Annotated in this window: 2 protein-coding genes; both read right to left on the reverse strand. The window is 63.2% G+C overall.

Going from position 1 to position 1,528, the window contains the following annotated elements; translation table 11 throughout:
- Window positions 1–462, reverse strand: a 462-nt coding sequence (locus WBB85_RS18080; RefSeq protein WP_432639987.1) for a DNA-processing protein DprA, incomplete at its 3' end; no start/stop codon positions are given.
- Window positions 463–608: 146 nt separating this feature from the next.
- Window positions 609–1,460: a DUF533 domain-containing protein gene (locus WBB85_RS18085; RefSeq protein ID WP_432639988.1), complete on the reverse strand. Its 852-nt coding sequence runs from the start codon at window positions 1,458–1,460 to the stop codon at window positions 609–611.
- Window positions 1,461–1,528: the final 68 nt, after the last annotated feature.

Consider the following 1,528-nt stretch of genomic DNA (forward strand, 5'->3'; position numbering starts at 1 on the left):
CCCCGAAACAACGGTGATACCGGCGGCACCCAGCCCTTCGGCCAGCTTGCGCGCCATGCGGGTCCCGAGTGATGACGCATTGCGCGCACCGACAAGGGCCACCATCGGGCGGTTCAGCAGGTTAGTATCGCCAATCGCCCAAAGCACGGGCGGCGCATCGGCAAGATCGGCGAGCGCTTCAGGATAGGCAGGCTCGCCCCGGCAGATCAGCCGCGCGCCGGCGGTTTTGCCCGCCTTGTATTCCTTGAAGATGACCGGTTCCGGGCAGGATTCGTAGGATTGCACCCCGGCGGCCTTCGCAACCTCGGGCAGGGCGATCAGTGCCGCTTCCGCCGATCCATATTCTTCCAGAAGGCGCCAGAAGGTGGCGGTGCCAACCCGTCTTGAGCGAATGAGGCGGAGCCACGACAGCCTGTTGTCTTCCGTGGTGGGTGGGGTGAAGGGGGTGGGGTAAGATAACAAACCTTGTTCCCTCGTGCCTCCGCCTCAATCGCAAGGTTGAATTTGCAGCCTTAAGGTTAATGGATGGTTACGATTCGCGGCAAATGAGAATGCCCGCGAAAAAATTTTCGCGGGCAGCTTCAGATACGGATCCGATCAGGCCGGTGTCAGCCGTAAATCGCAGGAACCCCAAGGCGCGCATGGATGTGATTGACCTGCTGACGGTCGATCCGCAATGCCGTTGCCAGTTCGTGCAGATATTCGGCCTCTTTCTGGTTGTCGAGGTCGATGCCCATGATCGACATCGTGTAGACCTGCGCCTCAAGCCCGCGCGGGACTTGTCCGGCAAGACCACGCACATCGACCGGGGCCCTGAGTTCGGCTTCCACGAACCGCCGTTCCTCGGGCGACACATCGCCGAGATTGCCGAGCAGTTTTTCCTGCTCACGCGCATCGACGCGCCCATCGGCTTTGGCCGCCTGGATCATCGCACGCAGCATGAGGCCCGCTGCGGCATCCTGTTCCCGCGACGGCCGCACCTTGGGTTCGCCGCAATTGCCAAGCGAGTCGTTCAGAATATCGCCAAATCCGCCACCGCGTTTCGTAGCCGCCCCGCCAAGGGCGCCGCCGAGCATGCCGCCAAGAAGGTCGCCCAGACCGCCGCCACCCGATCCGCCGCCAAGGCCGCCGATCAGATCGTCGAGCCCGCCACCGCTACGGCCCGGGGCACTGCGTCCGGTTGGCCGGTCGGGCGCGTAATCGCCCAGTTCTTCTAGAAAATCGCCCAATCCGCCGCCAGAGCCGCCCAGCACATTGCCGCCCCCGCGCGAAGACGTATCGCGACGTGAGGCACCACCACCGAGAATGTCGCCCATCATGTCCTCAAGCCCAGAGCCTCGCCCGCCGGAACTGACCCCGCCGCCAAGCGGACCTTCGCCCTTGCGCTGCATCATGCTGCCGACGCCCTTTGCAACGGCAATGCCGATTGCGACCTTTGCCAATGTGCCCATCAAACTCATCTGGTGTCCCCCTTGAATAGCAATCCTGCAACCAGCCTAGGGTAACGCCGAGGTTATGGCAGGGGGAA

Source organism: Albidovulum sp., assembly GCF_049646345.1.
In the GTDB taxonomy this organism is placed as follows: Bacteria; Pseudomonadota; Alphaproteobacteria; order Rhodobacterales; family Rhodobacteraceae; genus Albidovulum.

Bases quoted from the DNA above. Each gene is read 5' to 3' on its own strand.
- WBB85_RS18085 (WP_432639988.1), bottom strand. From the start codon at position 1,460: ATGAGTTTGATGGGCACATTGGCAAAGGTCGCAATCGGCATTGCCGTT.